We start from the raw sequence: 17,193 nt of genomic DNA on the forward strand, positions 1-17,193 counted from the left end.
TCGAACAGCTTCATCAGGCGAACAGTTGTGCGCTGAGGTCGCGGCTGGCGCTGAGCAGGCCCGGCAGGAAGCGTTGTTCCAGTTCGGTGCGGCTGACGCGGCCGGCGTGGGTACTGACGTTGAGCGCCGCCACCACTTGGCCCGACGCGTCGTAGACCGGCACCGCAATCGAGCGCAGGCCCTGCTCCAGCTCCTGATCGACGATGCACCAGCCCTGTTGCCGCACTTCCTGCAGGCATGCGAGCAGACTTTCCGGGGTATGCAGGGTGCGGCTGGTCTTGGCCACCAGTTCGGCATGGTCTAAGTATTCGCGCAACGAAGTGTCGTCCAGCGCCGCCAGCAGGATACGGCCCATCGAAGTGCAATAGGCCGGCAGACGCCCGCCCACCGACAGATCCACCGAGATCAGCCGTTGTGTGGTTGCCGAACGGGCGATGTACAGAATGTCGTCACCTTCGAGCGTGGCCATGTTGCAGGCTTCGTGCAGTTGCTCGCTCATGCGGTCGAGGTACGGTTGGGCCGAGACCGCCAGCGGCGTCGACGACAGATATGCGTGGCCGAGGGTCAACACTTTGGGCAACAACGAGTAAGTACGGCCATCGGTGGTGGCGTAACCCAGTTTGATCAAGGTGTGCAGACAACGGCGCACGGCGGCGCGGGGAATTTCCGTGCGATGGCTGATCTGGGCGATGGTCAGGTGCCGCTTGCGCTCCTGGAACGCCTGCACCACTGCCAGGCCACGGGCCAGCGAGGTCATGAAATCCGGATCGCCGGTCAGCGCCTGGATACGCTTGGCTGGCGACGCGACGATCGGCGGCGCCACGGAGGTGAAGGAGTTGCGCATTTGATCGTTCATTTCTTGTCCTTTTTTGCGGCGCGGATCAATGGCTATACAAGCGGCTCGCCGGCAAATGCACAAGGACCGGGACGCCAAGATTGGGCGATTATCGAACCGTCGACCGATTATCGCAATCCGCGGCACAGGCTCTTCATGGTTTGCCTGATCGACCATGGAACGGATTAATCCAACTTTCCATCGTGCGTTAGTTGTTCGACTTAATGGCGTCAGAAACACAACGCTGGGCGCATAAAGGTTTCAGCGGATTTCAACTAGCGATAAAAATTGTCAGTCACAAAAACAATCACACATCCGGAACCGTTTTTAACTTGGCAAAGATAGTCAATCCCGAATCGACCGCTATAATGCCTCTCAGTGGGGCCGGTTTTATTCACCGAAGCCGCCACCTGCCGAAGCGATGCCAATCGCCGACAGCTCCGGCCAGCGCTGACGCGCATGACTCATGCAACGACAGCGCCCGCTGAAACAGGCAACTGATGCTGCGTTCAGTTTTAATCTGGTGTCGCAGCCGCCTGCAACATGGAAGTCTTGACCGCCCTGCCGATAACTCCAATGCCTTTACGGGCATGACCTTTCGGTGGACGCGCTCAATCGACTCGTTGCCGTGCGTTTCACCAGACATTCATCTCAACTCAAACAGGTAGCACTGTGACGAAAGACGAACTGCGCGCGGAACTTGAGCGCCAGGAACAACGTTACAAGGAAGTTTACGGCGGGGAAGTCACCACCTACGCCGCTCAACCGGAACCGGAACGCAAAGCATGGCGTAAACGCCCCACTGTTCAGGATCAGGTTTTCCAGCAAGAACTGAAAAAGATGGAAGAAGAACTCAAAACCGAAGAGCCATGAACGGGCGACTGTGAGTTTTTCGAGGGTCTGCGTCGCCACCGGCTACAAGCGCGGTGACCCGACAATGCCTTGCGCGCCCGCTATCCGCGGGCAGCGGCCACCTCCCCCGTGTTGTGCGGGAAAGGAGCGTGTCTGACTCGTTTCAGAGATATTTCACACAAGCGTTTGAGGCCCTCGCGCACTCGACGAAACGCCTGCTGCCTGAAGGTTTTTTTCAAGAGAATCAAACACTTGAAAAACCCTGCAACACACTCGGGCTTTGCACCTTGCAACAATTTAATTCGACATTGATTGCTACCGATGAGCAGGTAGGGGATCGATTTCCAGTCTTTTCTGGCATAATCGCGCCCCCTTATGACCGGGTCAGAAAACCTTCATGATCGATTTATTCAGCGGACTGGATGCTTGGGTGCTTGTGAGCCTCTTGCTCGCCCTGACGTTTGTCCTCGCCTTCGAGTTCATCAATGGATTTCATGACACCGCTAACGCGGTAGCCACTGTTATCTACACCAAAGCCATGCCGCCTCACCTGGCGGTGTTCTTCTCCGGTGTGTTCAACTTCCTCGGCGTGTTGCTGGGCGGCGTTGGCGTGGCGTATGCCATTGTTCACCTGCTGCCGGTAGAACTGCTGATCAATGTGAACACCGGCCATGGCCTGGCAATGGTGTTCTCGTTGCTCGCCGCGGCGATCACCTGGAACCTGGGCACCTGGTACTTCGGTATCCCGGCCTCCAGTTCCCACACCCTGATCGGTTCGATCCTTGGCGTTGGCCTGGCCAACGCCCTGATCAACAACATCCCGTTGGCCGACGGTGTGAACTGGCAGAAAGCGATCGACATCGGCGCCTCGCTGGTGTTCTCGCCAATGGCAGGCTTCCTGATCGCCGCGCTGATCCTGATCGGCCTGAAGTGGTGGCGCCCGCTGTCGAAGATGCACAAGACCCCGGAACAGCGCCGCAAGATCGACGACAAGAAACATCCGCCGTTCTGGAACCGCCTGGTCCTGGTGATCTCGGCCATGGCCGTGAGCTTCGTGCACGGCTCCAACGATGGCCAGAAAGGCATCGGCCTGATCATGCTGGTGTTGATCGGTATCGTGCCTGCGCAGTTCGTCCTCGACCTGAGCAGCACCACTTACCAGATCGAACGCACCCGTGATGCGACCCTGCACCTGAGCCAGTTCTACAAGCGCAATGCCGATTCCCTGGGCGAATTCCTGGCCCTGGGCAAAAGTGTTGAAGGCGACCTGCCGGAGAAATTCCGCTGCAACCCGCAGCAGACCGAACCGACCATCAACGCCCTGCTCGATACGCTCAAAGGTGTAGCGGACTACCATTCGCTGTCCTCGGAAAGCCGCATCGAAGTGCGCCGCTACCTGCTGTGCCTGGACGACACTGCGAAGAAAGTCGGCAAGCTGCCAGGCCTGGAAGCGCGTGAAAAGGCTGACCTGGACAAACTGCGCAAAGACCTGACCACCACCACCGAATACGCCCCGTTCTGGGTGATTCTGGCGGTCGCGCTGGCCTTGGGCCTGGGCACCATGGTTGGCTGGAAACGCGTGGTACTGACCATCGGCGAGAAGATCGGCAAGCAAGGCATGACCTATTCCCAGGGCATGTCGGCGCAGATCACTACCGCCAGTTTGATCGGTATGGCCAACATCTTCAGTCTGCCGGTATCGACCACTCACGTGCTGTCCTCGGGCGTGGCGGGCACCATGGTCGCCAACAAGAGCGGCCTGCAAGGCGGGACTGTTCGCACCATTTTGCTGGCGTGGGTTCTGACCTTGCCGGCGACGGTGGCGCTGTCGGCTGGGTTGTTCTGGTTGGCATCCAAAGCGCTGGGTAGCTGATAGACAGCGGTGCATGAGAAAGGCGTGATTCGTGAGGATCGCGCCTTTTTTTTGGGTTTGGATTTGTGAGCATATCCGTTGCTGCGGGTGTTGCTGATTACGGTTCCGCCCTTACGGCGTGCGGCACTTCGCTTAGGCTCAGTGTTCCCTCGCTACGGTGTCCATCCGAGGGCATCGCCTACGGTTTGCTTCGCTGCACCTCCTCTCGATGTATGCGGCTTCGCCGCACGGCGCTGCGCGCCTACCCCCCGGATGGACACCTTCGCTCGGCCTGCCGAAGGGGCTGAAGATCAAAAGCCACATCAAGAGCCAAAGCCAAAACCAAAACCAAAACCAAAGCCAAAGCCAAAGCCAAAGCCAAAGCCAAAGCCAAAGCCAGGTCAAAAGATCACAGCCTTCGGCAGTTCCTACATGGGATTGAGTGTCTTCAGTTCGAAATTGGTCGGCTGTCAGGCCGCCATCGCTGGCAAGCCAGCTCCCACGGTGGGATCGGGTGCCATCAGTTAGAAATTGGTCGGCTGTCAGGCCGCCAGCGCTGGCAAGCCAGCTCCCACAGTGGGATCGGGTGCCATCAGTTAGAAATTGGTCGGCTGTCAGGCCGCCGCCGCTGGCAAGCCAGCTCCCACAACTTTATTCGTGCACACCCCATGCGGCGAGGCCGCCCCACTCAACACGATGAGCGTTAGCTCGAGTACCGCTTTTGATCTGAGGGCCCGTCGGCAGGCTGAGTGGAGGGATTTATCCGGGGGTGGGAGCGCAGCGACCGTTTGGCGCAGCCAAACACAGCGAGAGGAGGTGCAGCGAAGCAAACCGTAGGCGCTGCCCCCGGATGAATCCCGTAGCGAAGGAACCCGAGCCTAAGCGAGGGCCGAACGTCAGGGTAAAGCCTTTTGGGTTACCTTTTCGGCGTTTGGAAAAGGTGACCCGCCGTAAGGGCGGAACCGTAATAAGCAACACCCGCAGAAACGGATCTACACCCAGAACCCCAAGAACATGGTCGGCCCAGAGGCCGCCAAGACAAAAAAAAAGGGCAACCGAAGTCGCCCAAAATGCCTTGCGTGCTCATTCAATCCAGAAAGGACTACTTCTTGCGCTTATGCGCGTCCTTCCAGATAAAAAATCCAAACCCTGCAAAAAACAGAACCATGAGACCTACGGTCAGAACCCCGGCAAACACCACGTTATCGAAAAACATGACTGTGGCCTCCTGGCCCCTGCTTTGCTGCGATGGAGCTAAGTTAACCAATCGCGCAGGCGCAGAAATTGACCAGGATCAAGTCCGGTCAACACAGAGGATAAAGGCGGGAAAATAACTGACCTGCATCAAAGGATGCAGGGGAAGATCAACGCTTTTTCGGTTTCTTTTTCGGCTTTTTCTGGGTTTTTCCCAACGGCATGGCCTGCTCGAAGGCCTTGCGCACTTCGTTCAGGCGCTTTTCGTTGAGATCATGCACACGCTTGGCGCGTTCAGTGCCGAGGTCGATCAGTTTTTCATCTTGGCTCATGGCGTTCAGCGCATCATTTGAAGAAAACACAACTGCCGCATCAGCGGCAGGGCTGCGCCAATCATGCAGCCTGACACCAGCACCCGACAACAATTCGTGTAAATCGGCGGACTCAGATCTCGATATCGACCCACAAGCCCTGGCGCGGCTGATCTTCCATCAGCGGCACCACCGGCACAGTGTTGTCGGCATTGAGCTCGGTCCCCGGCACGGCCAGATGCTCCTCCGGGTCTTCGTCGGCTTCGCGACGTCGCCGATCGCGTTCCTGTTGACGGCGCTGTTCTTCGCGCGCCAGCAGACGGTCCTCTTCCGGGTCGCGCTTTTGCAGGTCGATCGTGCTTTCGTTGGAGCTTTCCTGCACCGGCACCACCGGAGGAATGTCCGGCCGCTGGCGAATCGGATCCTGCTGGGAAGTGATCGGCACAGCGCTCAGGGGGAGCATCGGTGGCAGCATATAAAGGGTCTCCTGTCAGCAGGCTATCGGCTGCGGCAAAGGCGCCTTGAGCCATCCGTCGCAAATCTGTGATCGGGTTGGCACTGCAGGAGCTGCCGCAGGCTGCGATCTTTTAATCGGACATCACAAAACTCAAGTGTTTCCAAAGATCAGAAGATCGCTGTCTGCGGCAGCTTCTGCCCAGTAATCTTTGGCCCTGAAGCCTGCATTCCGTTAAGATAGCCCGCTTTTTCAAGGTGGGAGTCAGGCAGCATGGCGCAGCAGTATCAACCGGGGCAACGCTGGATCAGTGACAGCGAAGCAGAGCTTGGTTTAGGCACCGTTCTGGCACAGGACGGCCGCTTGTTGACCGTGCTTTACCCGGCCACTGGCGAAACCCGCCAGTACGCGCTACGGAATGCGCCCCTCACCCGCGTTCGGTTCTCGCCGGGTGACACCATTACTCACTTCGAAGGCTGGAAGATGACCGTGCGCGAAGTCGACGATGTCGACGGGCTGATGGTCTATCACGGTCTCAACGGGCAGAACGAAGCCGTCACCCTGCCGGAAACCCAGCTGTCGAACTTCATTCAGTTCCGTCTGGCCAGCGACCGTCTGTTCGCCGGACAGATCGACCCGCTGCCATGGTTCTCCCTGCGCTACAACACCCTGGAACACACCAGCCGCCAATTGCAGTCCTCGCTCTGGGGCCTGGGCGGCGTGCGTGCGCAACCGATCGCGCACCAGTTGCACATCGCCCGTGAAGTCGCCGACCGCATCGCGCCACGGGTTCTGCTGGCAGACGAAGTGGGTCTGGGGAAAACCATCGAAGCCGGTCTGGTGATCCATCGCCAACTGCTCTCGGGCCGCGCCAATCGCGTGCTGATTCTGGTGCCGGAAAACCTGCAGCACCAGTGGCTGGTGGAAATGCGCCGCCGCTTCAACCTGCAGGTCGCGCTGTTCGACGAAGAACGCTTCATTGAAAGCGATGCCACCAACCCGTTCGAAGACACCCAGCTGGCATTGGTTGCCCTGGAATGGCTGGTCGAAGACGAGAAGGCGCAGGATGCACTGTTCGCCGCCGGCTGGGACCTGATGGTGGTCGACGAAGCCCATCACCTGGTGTGGCATGAAGACAAGGTCAGCCCGGAGTACGCGCTGGTCGAGCAACTGGCGGAAGTGATTCCCGGTGTACTGCTGCTCACCGCGACCCCGGAACAACTCGGTCAGGACAGCCACTTCGCCCGTCTGCGCCTGCTCGACCCGAACCGTTTCCATGACCTGGCCGCGTTCCGCGCCGAGAGCGAGAACTATCGCCCGGTGGCTGAAGCCGTTCAGGAACTGCTCGACAAGGGGCGCCTGTCGCCGGAAGCGCACAAGACCATCCACGGTTTCCTCGGCAACGAAGGCGAAGCCTTGCTGACCGCGGTCAACGATGGCGACAGCGAAGCCAGCGCCCGTCTGGTGCGTGAGCTGCTCGACCGCCACGGCACCGGCCGCGTACTGTTCCGTAACACCCGCGCCGCGGTGCAGGGTTTCCCCGAGCGTAAACTGCACCCTTACCCGCTGCCATGCCCGGACGAATACCTCGAACTGCCGCTGGGCGATCACGCCGAGCTGTACCCGGAAGTCAGCTTCCAGGCCCAGCCGGACGCCAGCGAAGAAGAGCGCTGGTGGAAATTCGACCCGCGCGTCGAGTGGCTGATCGATCAGCTGAAAATGCTCAAGCGCACCAAAGTGCTGGTGATCTGCGCCCACGCCGAAACCGCGATGGACCTGGAAGATGCCCTGCGCGTGCGTTCCGGCATTCCGGCCACGGTGTTCCATGAAGGCATGAACATCCTTGAGCGTGACCGCGCCGCCGCCTACTTCGCCGACGAAGAGTTCGGCGCGCAAGTGCTGATCTGCTCGGAAATCGGCAGTGAGGGTCGCAACTTCCAGTTCGCTCATCACCTGGTGCTGTTCGATCTGCCATCGCACCCGGACCTGCTCGAGCAGCGCATCGGTCGTCTCGACCGGATCGGCCAGAAGCACATCATCGAACTGCACGTGCCGTACCTGGAAACCAGCCCGCAAGAGCGTCTGTTCCAGTGGTACCACGAAGCATTGAACGCGTTCCTCAACACCTGCCCGACCGGCAACGCCTTGCAGCATCAGTTCGGCCCGCGCCTGCTGCCGCTGCTCGAAGAAGCCGATGACGGCGAGTGGCAAGCACTGATCGACGAGGCCCGCACCGAGCGCGAGCGTCTGGAACAAGAGCTGCACACCGGTCGCGACCGTCTGCTGGAACTCAACTCCGGCGGTGCTGGCGAAGGGGATGCGCTGGTCGAGGCGATCCTTGAACAGGACGACCAGTTCGCCCTGCCGATTTACATGGAAACCCTGTTCGATGCGTTCGGCATCGACAGCGAAGACCACTCGGAAAACGCCCTGATCCTCAAGCCGAGCGAGAAGATGCTCGACGCCAGCTTCCCGCTGGGCGACGACGAAGGTGTGACCATCACCTACGACCGCAACCAGGCGCTGTCGCGCGAAGACATGCAGTTCATCACCTGGGAACACCCGATGGTGCAGGGCGGCATGGACCTGGTGCTGTCCGGTTCGATGGGCAACACCGCCGTCGCGCTGATCAAGAACAAGGCACTGAAACCGGGCACCGTGCTGCTGGAACTGCTCTATGTCAGCGAAGTGGTTGCCCCGCGTTCGCTGCAACTGGGCCGCTACCTGCCACCGGCCGCCTTGCGCTGCCTGCTCGATGCCAACGGTAACGACCTGTCGCCACGGGTCTCGTTCGCAACCCTCAACGATCAACTGGAAAGCGTACCTCGCGCCAGCGCCAACAAGTTCATCCAGGCCCAGCGCGATCAGCTGACGCCTCGGATCAACGCGGGTGAAGACAAGGTCACTCCGCGTCACGCCGAGCGCGTGGCCGAGGCCCGGCGCCGTCTGGCAGCCGACACCGAAGAAGAACTGGCGCGCCTGACCGCGTTGCAAGCGGTCAACCCGACCGTGCGCGACAGCGAACTCGATGCGTTGCGCCAGCAGCGTGAGCAGGGTCTGGCGATGCTGGATAAAGCGGCGCTGCGTCTGGAAGCGATTCGGGTACTGGTGGCGGGTTAAGCCCCTTGCTCTACCGCTATAAATGAAGAGGCCCGCAGTGATGCGGGCCTTTTTGTTTGCATGGTATTTATCAGCTGATGCTGATGGCCCCATCGCTGGCAAGCCAGCTCCCACAGGGTTTGGAGTGTTTACAAATTATGCGTGTGACTCGGTCACTGTGGGAGCTGGCTTGCCAGCGATAGCAATCATGCAGTCGCCACAGAAACATCAGGCTCAACCACTGCCACCAACCCCTCCTTCATCCGCTGTGCATCCCGCACAAAACACCGCGCGGCCAGAAACAGAAACACCATGGTCAAGAACAGCGCCACCGGAATCAGATACATCGCGTCATGCAGGCCGACAGCCTTGAACGCCTCGGTCATCTGCTCAGCCCCCGTCGAAAGCATCGCCGACTTGGCGAAGTGATCGGACAAGGCCCCCACCACCACCGGCCCCAATCCACCGCCGAGCAAGTACAGCCCGGCAAAGAACAACGCCATCGCCGTCGCTCGCAGGCGCGGCTCGACCACGTCCTGGATCGCCGTGTACACGCAGGTGTAGAAGTTATAGGCAAACAGCCAGCCGACGCTGAACACCGCGACGAACACGCCAATCTCGACCCGTCCGGCGTGCAACGCCCAGGCCGTGCACAGGGTCGAGATGATCAGACTGAAGCCGGCAAACAGCAGCCGGCCGTTGGCGACTCGCTGATGAATCTTGTCAGCGAGCCAGCCGCCGAGTGTCAGGCCGATCAACCCGGTGATCCCCACAATCACCCCGGTTGCCACCGCCGCGTCCTGCAACGGCATCAGGAAATACCGCTGCAGCATCGGCACCAGAAACGAGTTGCAGGCATAGGTGGCGAAGTTGAAACACAAGCCTGCCATCACCAGCCACAGGAATGTCGGCACGGCGAGGACACGGCGGATCGGCCTGTCGACTTTATCCTGGGACACCTGCACGGTTTCCGCCGCGCCGCGCTTGGGTTCCTTGATGAAGAACATGAACACCGCGAGGATCAGCCCCGGCACCGCCGCGATAAAGAACGGCGCACGCCAGCTGTCGAACGCCTTGACCATCGCACCGATGGTGAAGAACGCCAGCAACAATCCCAAGGGCAGCCCGAGCATGAAAATGCCCATGGCCCGCGCCCGGCGGTGCGCCGGGAACAGGTCGCCGATCAGCGAGTTGGCGGCCGGTGCATAACTGGCTTCGCCAATGCCGATCCCCATGCGCACCAACAGAAAGCTCCAGAAACTGCCAACCAGGCCGTTGACCGCCGTCAGTGCGCTCCAGGTCGCCAGGCCCCAGCCCATCAGTTTGCTGCGCGAGCCAGTGTCGGCCATGCGGCCTAAAGGCAGACCGGCAATCGCATAAACCAGGGTAAACGCGGTACCGACGATCCCCAGTTGAAAGTCACTGAGGTGCCACTCCATGCGGATCGGCTCGATGATGATCGCCGGAATGGTGCGGTCGAAGAAGTTGAACAGGTTGGCAAGGAACAACAGGAACAGAATGCGCCAGGCATTCGCCGCTTGGGTCGAGTTCTGCATGGGTCCGTCTCTTTATTGTTATGAGGGCTTCACTGCCGACGCATCCGAGCCCGGAACCTGCAATCTAGACAGGCGGTGCGTAGCTGTCTGTGATCATTCGTCAAGCTGATAATGAGCCATGGCACTGTAAAGAAACGTAAGCCCTTGATAACGCGGCAATCCCCCGTAAACCGGGGGTTTAGCGGCAAAACCCGGCTACAAAAAAATACTTTCGCGCCCCCCTTCCCAAGTTCATGGCGAAGCCTAGAATAGCCGCCGGATCCGTCCGGATTCGCCGATCAACTCCTTTGATGCCCTCCTAATGTCCGAAGTCAGTCCGTGTCTGAATTGCGGTGCCTGCTGTTCCCATTTTCGCGTGTCTTTTTTCTGGGGTGAATGCGCCTCCTCCGGCGGCACAGTGCCCGATGAGTTGGTGACGCAGATCAGCCCCAGCCGGGTGGCGATGAACGGCACCGACTGCAAATCACCGCGTTGTACGGCGTTGGTCGGCGAGGTGGGCAGTCAGGTGCAGTGCTCGATTTATGAGCAGCGCTCCAGCCCCTGCCGCGAATTCGAATCGTCCTGGGAGAACGGCGAACAGAATGTCGATTGCGACAAGGCCCGCGCCCGCTTCGGCTTGCCGCCCCTCGAGAAGGACTGGAATCAGATCCCCTACGACCAGAGCGCCTGACGCTTAGCGCCAATCGCTATGAGGCTCATGCCGAAATGGTTGGCGCCAATATGCCACTATCGCTTGCACGATAAAAACCGCCTCTATACTCCTCTCATTCGCCTGCGTTTCTGACGCAGAAGGGACGACTTCAGAGACGGGGATGCTATGGAGTGGCTTGGTTTGCAGTTTGTTACCGAGCTGCCGGACGGCGGGCAGGTCATTCTCGATTGCACACACAATCCCTTGCTGGTGCTGGTGGCTTATCTGGTCGCCTGCGCCGCGAGTTTTGCCACCCTCGACATGGCCGAGCGGGTCGGCCATGCCGAAGACCCGGGCTCGCAACGGGTCTGGCGCTGGATCGGCGCCACTTGCCTGGCCGGCGGTATCTGGGCGATGCACTTCATTGCCATGCTGGCGTTCCAGACACCGATCGAAATCCATTACGAACTGGCCACCACCCTGTTTTCCCTGGTGATCGCCCTGCTCGCTTCGTGGCTGGCGATGCACACCCTGAGCGTGCCCCATCCCTCACGGGTGCATTACCTGAAAACCGCCATCGTCATTGGCTTGGGCATCGCCGGCATGCATTACGTCGGCATGGCGGCGATGCACTCGGTGGCCACCGCCTATTACGAGCCGCTGTTGTTCTGCCTGTCGATCGTGATTGCGATCAGCGCCAGTTTCGCCGCGCTGTGGGTCGCCGGTTACTTGCGTGAAGGCAGTGGGCGTTTTCATCACCTGTTCAAATACACCGCCGCGATCATCCTCGGCGCCGGCATCATCAGCATGCATTTCACCGGGATGGCCGCGTTGCATCTGGTGTTGCCCGAAGGCGCCACGCCGACCTTGAGTGCCGAAACCAATCACCTGCAACTGGGCCTGACCATCGCGCTGATCACACTGTTGATTCTCGGCAGCGCGATCAGCGCGGCACTGGCCGACAAGAAACTGCAAAGCAAGGAGCAGGATCTGCGCCGAGTCAATGCCCTGCTCAGTCAGCTCGATCAGGCTCGGATGTCGCTGCAACAAGTGGCCAATTACGACGCCCTGACCAACCTGATCAACCGTCGCGGTTTCAACCAGATCTTTGCCGAGAAACTCAGCCAGAAAACCAGCGAAGGCGGCATGCTCGCGGTGATGTTTCTCGACATCGACCACTTCAAGCGAATCAACGACAGCCTCGGCCATGACGCCGGCGACGCCCTGCTCAAAGTCATCGCCAACCACATCAAAGGCTCGGTGCGCAGCCATGAAGACGTGGTCGCACGCTTTGGCGGTGACGAGTTCTGCATCCTGATCGGCCTGCACGACCGCGAGGAAGCGCGCAGCATGGCGCAACGGATCATGCAGAAAATGAAGGAGCCGATCGAATTGGCCGGACGTCGTATGGTGATGACCACCAGCATCGGTATCAGCCTGTTCCCCGACGACGGCACCAGCTGCGAAGAACTGCTCAAGCACGCCGATCTGGCGTTGTATCAGTCCAAGGGTGCCGGGCGTAACGGCCTGCATTTTTTCAGTTCGAACATGAAGACCCGCGCCAGCCTCGAACTGCAACTGGAAGAGGAACTGCGCCAGGCTTTGCGTGAAGACCACGGGCTGACGCTGTATTACCAACCCATCTTCGAACTGAAGACCGGCCGGGTGACCAAACTCGAAGCGTTGATTCGCTGGCAGCATCCGGTGCATGGCCTGCTGGCCCCGGACCGTTTCATCGCGATTGCCGAAACCAACGGCCTGATTGCCGAACTGGACAACTGGGTGTTGCGCCGGGCCTGCACCGACCTCGGCGAACTGACGCGCCACGGCTGCAACGAACTGAAAATCGCCTGGAACTGCTCACCGCTCAACCTCGCCCGGGAAGAACTGGCCAACGAAATCGAAAGTGCACTGCGCAGCGCTGGCGTCGCGCCGGAACGGCTGGAGCTGGAAGTCACCGAAAACGCATTGATGGGCAACATCGCCAACACGCTGGTGCTGTTGCGGCAGATCCGGGCCCTCGGCGTATCGCTGTCGATCGACGACTTCGGCACCGGATACTCATCGTTGGCCTACCTCAAACGTCTGCCGCTCAATACGCTGAAAATCGACCGCTCGTTCATCCTCGACATTCCTGCGGCGACAGCCGACATGGAGATCGTCCAGGCGATCATCGTCATGGCCCACACCCTGCACTTGCAGGTGGTGACCGAAGGCGTGGAAAGCCTGGAGCAATACGAGTTTCTCGAACGTTCGGGCTGCGACTTCATTCAGGGTTATCTGCTCAGCCGCCCGGTGCCACTGGATGAACTCCGTCCGGTGCTGGAGGAAATCAACCAGCGCAAACACGCGCATGTGGTCAATCCACTGAGTCTGGCGCGCGGTACATGTGTACCAGAGTCGCTGGATCCTTCTGCAAAAAACCCTGCGCCCCATGCAGGCGCATCAGTTGTGCGGCCAATCCGCTGATTGGCGTGGCCGAGCCTTGTTCGCGGGAGAATTTCACCGCCGTATCGAGATCCTTGAGCAGCGTGCGCACGTGCCATTTCACCGGTTCAAAACGGCTCTCGGCCATTTGCGGGGCGAGGATCTGCAACGGTTTCGAATCGGCAAAACCACCGGCCAGCGCCTCGGCAATCAGACGCGCATCGACTCCGGCCTGCTCGGCCAGCGCCACCACTTCGGCAATCACCAACGCGTTGCAGGCAACAATCATCTGGTTGCAGGCCTTGGTCACCTGCCCGGCGCCGATGCCTCCCATGTGCGTGACACGCTGACCGAGGCTGAGCAGCACCGGGCGCACCCGATCCAGATCCGTCACCGCACCACCGACCATGATCGCCAGGCTGCCCGCCTCGGCACCGACCACGCCGCCGGACACCGGTGAATCAAGCCAGGCCATGCCGGTTCTGCCTGCCAGGTCGGCGGCCATCTCGCGAGTAGCCGTCGGTTCGAGGCTGGAGAAGTCCACCAGCAACTGGCCGTTTTTCGCACCTTCAACAACGCCGCCAGTGCCAAACACCACCTCGCGCACCACCGCCGTATCGGCCAGACACAGCATCACCACGTCCGCGTGTTCGCACAGCTCGGCTGGAGTCGCCACCTGCCGGGCGCCAGCTTCAACCAGGGGCGCGCACTTGGCCGGGTTGCGGTTCCACACGGTCAACGGGTAGCCCGCCGCCAGCAAACGGTGGCACATCGGCAAGCCCATCAGGCCGATTCCGGCAAAGCCCAACGAAGGTAGCGTTGACATCATTTTGCCTCTTTTCGATTAAAGATCACCGAATAATGGCCGATTCATGAACGATCAGGAAAGGATTCCCCCGCGCGACGATCAGGCCAAGCCCCTGACGCCCGGGCCAAATACGCGCAGTCAAAGACGCGAGATCCTCTTTCCGTGAGGCTCGATGACAACGGTCGCCGAGCCAACCCTGTCCAGGTATATGGCGCACAATGACTTCTAAAAACAATCCGGCCACTGCGGTATCCGATCTGCCCCTGAGCCCTGCGGCGAACAGCCCGGCTCCGATGAAGCCATTGCCTCCTTCGCGCCCGCTGGGCACTCAGCAATATCTGTATTACACCGAAACCAACACCGACCGCATCCTAGACAACCTGGACGGGCTGCGCGATCTGGTGTTCCCGCGCCCGCCGCACCTGGAAGGCGACAACGAACAGCACAACGACCAGGAATTCCCGTCGGTATGCCTGATCGGCCTCGGTCGCTGCGGCTCGAACATCGCCCTCGACGTCGCGGAGCTGGTGTACAACGCGCGCAAGTTCTACCTCAACGAATTCAACAACGAAGACCGCGCCGCTGACCGGCGTCTGGCCGACAAGGGCTACAGCCCGGCCCAGTGGATCAAGCAGAATCTGCGGATCGGCCCGAACAAGTCGAGCAAACCGGTGTTCCTGGTCGAACCGCTGGTGATGCTCGGCGACCTCGACAAGGACATCGCCGGGCGCATCCGGTTCTCGCGCAAGGGCGAGAAAAGCGGCTTTCTGCGTGACTACAGCAAAATGAAGATCATGGATTTGTCCGAAGTCCATGCCGGTGGCGCCGGTAACGCGCCGATCCTCGGCCAGTACCTGGCCAAGATCATCCTCAACAAGGACACCCAGCGCTTCTCCAGCCCTGACTGGAAAATGATCCACTCGTACCTGATCGACAGCTGCGGCATCAAGGCCAACCAGTCGCGCCTTTACTTCTCGATCTTCAGTGCCGGCGGCGGTACCGGCTCGGGCATGGCTTCGGAATTCGGCCTGGCCCAGCAGCACTCGTACATGAACAAGACGTTCGACACCAAGCCGATGGACGAGCACGACGGCAAGAGCGGGCATTCGTTCGTGTTCGAGCCGATCTTCACCAGCGGCATCTGCGTGCTGCCGAACATTTCCGATCACCGCAGCGAAATGTCCGAGGCGCTACACATCAACGCCGGACGCCTGTTGTGCAAATACCTGTCGGAAGAATGGGATTTCTCCTACAACTTCGCCAATGAAGACAGCAGCGAAGCCAGCGTCATGGGCCGTATTCGCCCTTGGAACGCGATGATGCTGATCTCCAACGACATCATGCGTTACGCCGAAGAGAGCGATGACGGCAACATCCAGAACATTGATGTCAATGCGATGGAAAAGCACGCCAACCAGTACATCTCGCAGCAGATCTTCAACATTCTGACGGCGCAGGCGGTGACCACCGACTACGACCAGAACTACTTCCGTCGCGCCGGCATCGACATCGGCGAAACCATTCGCCTCGACGCCAACGACCTGTTCATGAGCCTGGCCGGCCCGGTGGCGATTGCCTACGCCGAATCGGTGGTGCCGGAAACCCCGCCGCCGAGCAGCGACAAGTTCAAGGTCTTCGACAAAGAGCCGCAGCGCCTGAACATCGACGACCTGTTCTTCCGCTCGATCGACCTGCCGCACTTCAACAAGGTCACCCAGGCCATCGAAGGCATCAGCCTGCTGCCCATCGAATCCAAGCGCTATCGCGCGTCGCTGGAGCAGTACAAGAATTCCGGCTACGACGCCGCCGCACTGCACGACCTGCACTTCTTCAAGAACTGCTCGTCGGTGGTGTCGATCGTTTCGTTGCCGAAAGACTACAAGCTGTCCTACATGGATCTGAACCGGTTGAAGACCCACCTCAACAGCCTGTTCCCCAACACCACGCTCAAGCGTTATGCGCTGGTGATCGGTGCGTCGGCCAACCTGTCGCTGACCACCCTGATCGCCAAGAGTCCGTGCCTGTCGGACGACTTCCTGACCCTGATCGTGGCGTTCATCAAGCGTTGCTTCGCCAAGACCCCGTACCGTTTCGACGAGACCCTGGACAACTCGATCCTCGACTTCATCATTAATGAAGACTTTGACGAAGACCGCATCGACGACCTGCTCAACGAGTTCGAAAACCCGGCGAAGATCCTCGACACCAACTGGTACGCGATCAAGCCGATGTACGAGAAGAAATACCGCGAACTGATCAACGACAAGGACAAGTTTGTTTCGATCAACGACATTCGCCTGTCGCGCGACTGCGTGAAGAAGTCGATCAAGTACCTGCGCGAGATCTACCGTCACCGCATCGGCAAGACCAAGGTTATTTCCCTGAATAACCATACGGGCAAGACTTACTCGGTCTGATTGACGACCGAGTCGCCCCAATCGCTGGCAAGCCAGCTCCCACCGGGTCCATGTGAACACAACCATTTGTGAACACCACACAACCTGTGGGAGCTGGCTTGCCAGCGATGGGGCCCGCAAATTCCCTGAAAATCTCAGCCCTTCCAACATCCAGAAACAATTAAGCAGCCCTCAGGCTGCTCAATAAACTGTTCCCGTTACGTTTACGTCACCGTTATGCCACGCACGCTTGTGGCCTTTCTCTACGGCAACGTGCCATCACGCTACTCGGCTACACACTTTCCGGCGCACAACGAGCGCACCATCAAGGTGCACACACTCAGGCCTGCGCCCTTTCCTGGACCAGAATCCACGGCCTTACCACCACCGCCCACATCTGCGGATCACGCTCGAAAATATCCAGCGCCCGCGTTTCAGACAGCTTGGCGACCTTGTCTTCGGCCAGCCAGGCGGCGACTTTCTCGCCATCATCCGAGGCCACGGCCTCGGCAGCGGCGATCAAATCCAGGGCCGGGTCGACCCACAATAGGGCACCCTTGGCGAAGAACGGCTCCAGCTCTTTCCAGGTAATAGATGCGGTTTCACCAAGCAGCTTGGCATAGAGGGTGCTAGGTTCTTGATTCATGGGTTTGTCCGGAAAAGAAATCGACGCGAATGATAACGTCGGTGGTTCGGCAGAAAAACCCGGTTGCAAATGGCTTCACCGAACGAAAAGAGCAGGAACGCCAAGGAATGCTGCTGTTTGGGGCATAAGCCC

Annotated in this window: 15 protein-coding genes; 8 read left to right on the plus strand and 7 right to left on the minus strand. The window is 59.6% G+C overall.

Annotated elements, in window-relative coordinates; translation table 11 throughout:
* Window positions 1-13: 13 nt before the first annotated feature.
* Entirely contained in the window at window positions 14-856 is an 843-nt protein-coding gene (pcaR, locus tag B1722_RS07690) for a pca regulon transcriptional regulator PcaR (protein WP_041070522.1), read from the minus strand.
* Between pcaR and B1722_RS28805 the strand changes: the two genes are divergently transcribed.
* The 4 genes from B1722_RS28805 (at window position 845) to B1722_RS07700 (ending at window position 3,560) form a co-directional block, all read left to right on the plus strand.
* The gene (locus B1722_RS28805; RefSeq protein WP_140395991.1) at window positions 845-1,024 is read left to right on the plus strand and encodes a hypothetical protein; all 180 of its coding nucleotides are present in this window, start codon (window positions 845-847) and stop codon (window positions 1,022-1,024) included. The two genes, pcaR and B1722_RS28805, sit on opposite strands and share 12 nt — an antisense overlap.
* Window positions 1,025-1,507: 483 nt before the next feature.
* Window positions 1,508-1,708, plus strand: a complete 201-nt coding sequence (locus B1722_RS07695) for a hypothetical protein (RefSeq protein WP_003222398.1) — start codon at window positions 1,508-1,510, stop codon at window positions 1,706-1,708.
* 128 nt (window positions 1,709-1,836) lie between these two features.
* Window positions 1,837-2,088 carry a hypothetical protein gene (locus tag B1722_RS28810; protein ID WP_140395992.1) on the plus strand — a complete coding sequence of 84 codons (252 nt, stop codon included), beginning with the start codon at window positions 1,837-1,839 and terminating at the stop codon, window positions 2,086-2,088.
* Window positions 2,085-3,560 (plus strand): inorganic phosphate transporter, encoded by a 1,476-nt coding sequence (locus B1722_RS07700; protein WP_007963152.1) that lies wholly within the window; start codon window positions 2,085-2,087, stop codon window positions 3,558-3,560. The genes B1722_RS28810 and B1722_RS07700 overlap by 4 nt, the downstream gene beginning before the upstream one ends.
* A gap of 1,081 nt (window positions 3,561-4,641) precedes the next feature.
* On the opposite strand, the gene ccoM is transcribed toward B1722_RS07700, so the two are convergent.
* The 3 genes from ccoM to B1722_RS07710 all read right to left on the minus strand — a co-directional run bounded on the left by ccoM (window position 4,642) and on the right by B1722_RS07710 (window position 5,519).
* Window positions 4,642-4,755, minus strand: a complete 114-nt coding sequence (ccoM, locus tag B1722_RS29990) for a cytochrome c oxidase subunit CcoM (protein ID WP_041070550.1) — start codon at window positions 4,753-4,755, stop codon at window positions 4,642-4,644.
* A 148-nt stretch (window positions 4,756-4,903) separates the two neighbouring features.
* Window positions 4,904-5,065 carry a hypothetical protein gene (locus tag B1722_RS29560; protein ID WP_086792081.1) on the minus strand — a complete coding sequence of 54 codons (162 nt, stop codon included), beginning with the start codon at window positions 5,063-5,065 and terminating at the stop codon, window positions 4,904-4,906.
* A 112-nt stretch (window positions 5,066-5,177) separates the two neighbouring features.
* Window positions 5,178-5,519 carry a hypothetical protein gene (locus tag B1722_RS07710; protein ID WP_003222394.1) on the minus strand — a complete coding sequence of 114 codons (342 nt, stop codon included), beginning with the start codon at window positions 5,517-5,519 and terminating at the stop codon, window positions 5,178-5,180.
* Window positions 5,520-5,771: 252 nt separating this feature from the next.
* On the opposite strand from B1722_RS07710, the gene rapA reads away from it, so the two are divergent.
* On the plus strand, window positions 5,772-8,618 hold the full coding sequence (rapA, locus tag B1722_RS07715; protein WP_041070553.1) for an RNA polymerase-associated protein RapA: 2,847 nt from the start codon (window positions 5,772-5,774) through the stop codon (window positions 8,616-8,618).
* A gap of 185 nt (window positions 8,619-8,803) precedes the next feature.
* Here rapA and B1722_RS07720 read toward each other — a convergent pair whose 3' ends face one another.
* Window positions 8,804-10,153, minus strand: coding sequence for an MFS transporter (locus B1722_RS07720; protein WP_086792082.1), 1,350 nt, complete (start codon window positions 10,151-10,153; stop codon window positions 8,804-8,806).
* Window positions 10,154-10,454: 301 nt separating this feature from the next.
* On the opposite strand from B1722_RS07720, the gene B1722_RS07725 reads away from it, so the two are divergent.
* On the plus strand, window positions 10,455-10,823 hold the full coding sequence (locus tag B1722_RS07725) for a YkgJ family cysteine cluster protein (protein ID WP_041070557.1): 369 nt from the start codon (window positions 10,455-10,457) through the stop codon (window positions 10,821-10,823).
* Window positions 10,824-10,970: 147 nt separating this feature from the next.
* Window positions 10,971-13,253, plus strand: coding sequence for a bifunctional diguanylate cyclase/phosphodiesterase (locus B1722_RS07730; protein WP_086792084.1), 2,283 nt, complete (start codon window positions 10,971-10,973; stop codon window positions 13,251-13,253).
* Here B1722_RS07730 and B1722_RS07735 read toward each other — a convergent pair.
* Complete coding sequence (locus tag B1722_RS07735; RefSeq protein ID WP_161794905.1) at window positions 13,144-14,040, minus strand: NAD(P)-dependent oxidoreductase; 897 nt, start codon at window positions 14,038-14,040, stop codon at window positions 13,144-13,146. The genes B1722_RS07730 and B1722_RS07735 overlap by 110 nt on opposite strands.
* 197 nt (window positions 14,041-14,237) lie before the next feature.
* On the opposite strand from B1722_RS07735, the gene B1722_RS07740 reads away from it, so the two are divergent.
* A complete protein-coding gene (locus tag B1722_RS07740) occupies window positions 14,238-16,436 on the plus strand; it encodes a hypothetical protein (RefSeq protein ID WP_041070561.1) in 2,199 nt (732 codons plus the stop codon).
* Between the two features lie 319 nt (window positions 16,437-16,755).
* Here the strand turns inward: B1722_RS07740 and B1722_RS07745 are convergent, their stop codons facing one another.
* Window positions 16,756-17,061 carry a DUF2288 domain-containing protein gene (locus tag B1722_RS07745; protein WP_041070563.1) on the minus strand — a complete coding sequence of 102 codons (306 nt, stop codon included), beginning with the start codon at window positions 17,059-17,061 and terminating at the stop codon, window positions 16,756-16,758.
* Between the last annotated feature and the right edge of the window lie 132 nt (window positions 17,062-17,193).

The organism is Pseudomonas sp. SCPG-7 (genome assembly GCF_002156405.1).
Taxonomy (GTDB): domain Bacteria; phylum Pseudomonadota; class Gammaproteobacteria; order Pseudomonadales; family Pseudomonadaceae; genus Aquipseudomonas; species Aquipseudomonas parakoreensis.